This is a genomic window from Streptomyces sp. NPDC059003, assembly GCF_042740445.1.
Classification (GTDB): Bacteria; Actinomycetota; Actinomycetes; order Streptomycetales; family Streptomycetaceae; genus Streptomyces.
Genome location: NZ_JBHYJH010000350.1, coordinates 1 through 4,079 on the forward strand (window position 1 = coordinate 1; position 4,079 = coordinate 4,079).

Genomic DNA, 4,079 nt, shown 5'->3' on the forward strand with positions numbered 1-4,079 from the left:
GGGGTCTGGGGCGGAGCCCCAGTTCGGGAAGGGGCGGGTCTGGGGCGCCCCGCGACGGCTACGGCTGGGCCTTCAGGCCCCGGAGCGTGAGGGTCAGGAGGCGGTCCGCCAGGGCCGGGTCGTCGGGGGACTCCTCCGCGGCCAGAGCGATCGCGTTCGTGAGCTGCAACAGATCCTCGATGGACACCCCACCCCGCACGGCCCCCGCCCCCTGCGCCCGGGCAAGCAGCGCCGCCCCGGCCTCCCGCATGGGCCGACTGCACCGCCCGAGCGGCGAGCTGTCGTCCCTAGGGACGGACATCAGGGCCCGCGCAAGACCCCGGTACTCACCGGCGTGCGTGACGACGGCCCGCAGCCACTCCACGAGCGCCGCACACGGCTGCGGCGCGTCCAGGAGCTCCCGCGACCGCGCGAGCAGATCGCACACCGCGTCCTCGAACACCGCGCTCATCAGGGCGTGGCGGCTCGGGAAGTGCCGGTAGAGGGTGCCGATGCCCACGCCCGCGCGGCGCGCCACGTCTTCGAGGGAGGTGTCGGTGCCGTGTTCCGCGAAGGCGGTGCGGGCCTCCTTCACAAGGCGCTGGCGATTGCGCAAGGCGTCGGCGCGCATGGGCTCCTCCAGTCCTGGCTGTCGGGTGGACGGCAAACGCCGGACAGGCAGTATCTAAGCCCGTCCGGCGTTCGAGGACGAGGCCGAAGGCCGATCAACGGCGGCCCGGGGCGCCCACGCCAGGAAAGGTCAGTCCTTGATCTCGCAGATCACCGCGCCGGACGTGAGGCTCGCGCCCACCTCCGCCTGGAGGCCCTTGACGGTGCCGGTGCGGTGGGCGTTGAGGGGCTGCTCCATCTTCATGGCTTCGAGGACGACGATGAGGTCGCCCTCCTTGACCTCCTGGCCCTCCTCGACGGCGACCTTGACGATCGTGCCCTGCATGGGGGAGGCCAGGGTGTCGCCGGACGCGGCGGGGCCGGACTTCTTCGCGGCGCGGCGCTTGGGCTTGGCGCCCGCGGCGAGGCCCGTGCGGGCCAGGGACATGCCGAGGGAGGACGGCAGGGAGACCTCGAGGCGCTTGCCGCCGACCTCGACGACGACCGTCTCGCGGCCCGGCTCGTCCTCCGCCTCGGCGTCCGCGGGCGCGGCGAAGGCCGGGATGTCGTTGGTGAACTCGGTCTCGATCCAGCGGGTGTGGACCGTGAACGGCTCGGCGGAGCCGGTGAGTTCGGGCGCGAACGCGGGGTCGGTGACCACCTTGCGGTGGAAGGGGATGGCGGTGGCCATGCCCTCGACGTTGAACTCCGCGAGGGCGCGGGCCGCGCGCTGCAGGGCCTGTTCGCGGGTGGCGCCGGTGACGATCAGCTTGGCGAGCAGGGAGTCCCAGGCCGGGCCGATGACCGAGCCGGACTCGACGCCCGCGTCCAGGCGCACGCCCGGGCCCGAGGGCGGGGCGAAGGTGGTGACGGTGCCGGGGGCCGGCAGGAAGTTGCGGCCCGGGTCCTCGCCGTTGATGCGGAACTCGAAGGAGTGGCCGCGCAGTTCGGGGTCGCCGTAGGTCAGCTCGCCGCCGTCGGCGATGCGGAACATCTCGCGTACGAGGTCGATGCCGGCGACTTCCTCGGTGACCGGGTGCTCGACCTGCAGGCGCGTGTTGACCTCCAGGAAGGAGATCGTGCCGTCGACGCCGACGAGGAACTCGACGGTGCCCGCGCCGACGTACCCGGCCTCCTTCAGGATGGCCTTGGACGCGGCGTACAGCTCCGCGTTCTGCTCGTCGCTCAGGAACGGCGCAGGGGCCTCCTCGACGAGCTTCTGGTGGCGGCGCTGGAGGGAGCAGTCGCGGGTGGAGACCACCACGACGTTGCCGTGCTGGTCGGCCAGGCACTGGGTCTCGACGTGCCGCGGCTTGTCCAGGTAGCGCTCCACGAAGCACTCGCCGCGGCCGAACGCGGCCACCGCCTCGCGCACCGCGGACTCGTACAGCTCCGGGACCTCGTCGAGCGTGCGGGCCACCTTCAGGCCGCGCCCGCCGCCGCCGAACGCCGCCTTGATGGCGATGGGCAGGCCGTGCTCCTCGGCGAAGGCGACGACCTCTTCGGCGCCCGAGACCGGGTCCGGCGTGCCCGCCACGAGGGGGGCGCCGGCGCGCTGGGCGATGTGCCGGGCGGCGACCTTGTCGCCCAGGTCCCGGATCGCCTGCGGCGGCGGACCGATCCAGGTCAGGCCCGCGTCCAGGACCGCCTGCGCGAAGTCGGCGTTCTCGGAGAGGAATCCGTAGCCCGGGTGGATGGCGTCCGCCCCGGAGTCCTTCGCCGCCGCCAGCACCTTGGCCATGTCCAGATAGCTGCTCGCGGGAGTGTCACCACCAAGGGCGAACGCCTCGTCTGCGGCCCGCACATGCAGTGCGTCCCGGTCGGGGTCCGCGTAGACGGCAACGCTCGCGATCCCGGCATCCCGGCACGCCCGGGCGACCCGGACAGCGATTTCGCCACGGTTGGCGATGAGCACCTTGCGCACGATGGCTCCCTCCTTGAAACAAGCCGAGTTTAGGGACTGCCGACACGGCCTTTCGACCCGTCCCCATTGGTGAGCTTGCCCACACGGAGCGTGATCCGAGGCCCGCCCGTTCCCCGAAATCCCTTGTCGCACCGCGGTACGCAGGGTCCTTCCCCGGCAGCGTAGCCCTCCGGTGTGGTCAAGGTCTCTGTGAGGCCGCGCTGCGGCATGCGGCCTTTCTTTGTGGAGTCCCTACGAATGGCCCAATGATTCTTTGCCTGACGCGCGCCCCTTGTCCCGGGGTTTACCCGTTAGTAGCGTGCCCGATGTCCCGGACGTACTAGCGGTAACAGCAGTCGGTACAGCAACGGTGGAGAGTGGGTGAGTGCCGTGGCGCGCAGGCCGGTGGCGTGGGTCGGTGCGGTCGTGCTGTGGGCGGAGGCGCTCGGCATCGCGCTCCTGAACTGGTTCCTCGGCCTAGTCGTCGACAAGCAGGACATGTCCCTCGCCGGCCTCGATCCGCACGCGATGTCCGTGACGACGTGGATCGCGGGCGGGATCTTCGGGCTCTACCTCGCGCTGTGCGGGTTCTGGCTCGCGCGCACCGCCGTGCGCGACCGCGCGCCCGGCGGCTTCGGGCGGATCCTGCTGATCAGCGCCGCCGTGGTGCACGCGCTGCTCGGCGCGTTCGCGGTCGGCCTGGTGGGCTGGCTCGCGTTCCTGTTCATGATGCTGGTACTCGGCCTGATCGTCGTGACGCTGATGGCGTACGACCGCCACGAGGCCCGGGACGCGGCGGCGGACGCCGCGCCGCCCGGCGACGGCGCCCCGCAGGCCGCCTGACGCCCGCGCCGGTCCGCCCTAGTCCGCCCACAACTGGGTGATGCCGACGCCCAGTTCGGCGAGCAGGCGGCGCAGCAGCGGCAGCGAGAGGCCGATGACGTTGCCGTGGTCGCCGTCGATGCCGTCGATGAACGGGGCCGAGCGGCCGTCGAGCGTGAACGCGCCCGCGACGTGCAGCGGCTCGCCGCTCGCCACGTACGCGGCGATCTCCGCGTCGGTCGGCTCGCCGAAGCGGACCACCGTCGAGGCGACCGCCGACGCGTGCCGGCCCGACTCCGTGTCGTACACGCTGTGTCCGGTCTGCAGGACGCCCGCGCGGCCGCGCATGGCCTTCCAGCGGGCGGTGGCCTCCTCGGCGTCGGCGGGCTTGCCGAGCGCCTGGCCGTCCAGTTCGAGGACCGAGTCGCAGCCTACGACCAGGGCGCCCTTGGCGTCCGGGCGGGCGGCGACCACCGAGGCCTTGGCCTCGGCGAGTGCCTTGGCCAGCTCGGCCGGGGTGGGGGCCGAGACCGCGTCCTCGTCCACGCCGCTGACGATCACCTCGGGGGTGAGGCCTGCCTGGCGGAGGAGGCCCAGGCGGGCCGGGGACTTGGAGGCGAGGACGAGGCGGCGGGTGGGCTGATCACTCATGCGGTCAGGGTAGCCGGGGGGATGCTGGTCCTCGCGGGTGCGCCCCAGGCCCGCCCCTTCCCGAACCAGGGGGGCTCCGCCCCCCTGGACCCCCCATTTATCCGCGCTTCGCGCT

General features: G+C 72.6%; 4 protein-coding genes. 1 reads left to right on the forward strand and 3 read right to left on the reverse strand.

What is annotated here, in order from left to right; genetic code table 11:
* Positions 1–58: 58 nt before the first annotated feature.
* Positions 59–610: a TetR/AcrR family transcriptional regulator gene (locus ACFWZ5_RS45185; RefSeq protein WP_384806442.1), complete on the reverse strand. Its 552-nt coding sequence runs from the start codon at positions 608–610 to the stop codon at positions 59–61.
* A 129-nt stretch (positions 611–739) separates the two neighbouring features.
* Entirely contained in the window at positions 740–2,512 is a 1,773-nt protein-coding gene (locus ACFWZ5_RS45190) for an acetyl/propionyl/methylcrotonyl-CoA carboxylase subunit alpha (RefSeq protein WP_384806444.1), read from the reverse strand.
* Between the two features lie 360 nt (positions 2,513–2,872).
* Between ACFWZ5_RS45190 and ACFWZ5_RS45195 the strand changes: the two genes are divergently transcribed.
* A complete protein-coding gene (locus tag ACFWZ5_RS45195; RefSeq protein WP_384806446.1) occupies positions 2,873–3,334 on the forward strand; it encodes a hypothetical protein in 462 nt (153 codons plus the stop codon).
* Positions 3,335–3,352: 18 nt separating this feature from the next.
* Here ACFWZ5_RS45195 and ACFWZ5_RS45200 read toward each other — a convergent pair whose 3' ends face one another.
* A complete protein-coding gene (locus ACFWZ5_RS45200) occupies positions 3,353–3,964 on the reverse strand; it encodes a nucleoside triphosphate pyrophosphatase (RefSeq protein ID WP_384893009.1) in 612 nt (203 codons plus the stop codon).
* Between the last annotated feature and the right edge of the window lie 115 nt (positions 3,965–4,079).

What these genes read in the sequence shown, in the direction of transcription:
- ACFWZ5_RS45185 (WP_384806442.1), bottom strand. Translation starts at nt 610, where the DNA reads ATGCGCGCCGACGCCTTGCGCAATCGCCAGCGCCTTGTGAAGGAGGCC.
- ACFWZ5_RS45200 (WP_384893009.1), bottom strand. Translation starts at nt 3,964, where the DNA reads ATGAGTGATCAGCCCACCCGCCGCCTCGTCCTCGCCTCCAAGTCCCCG.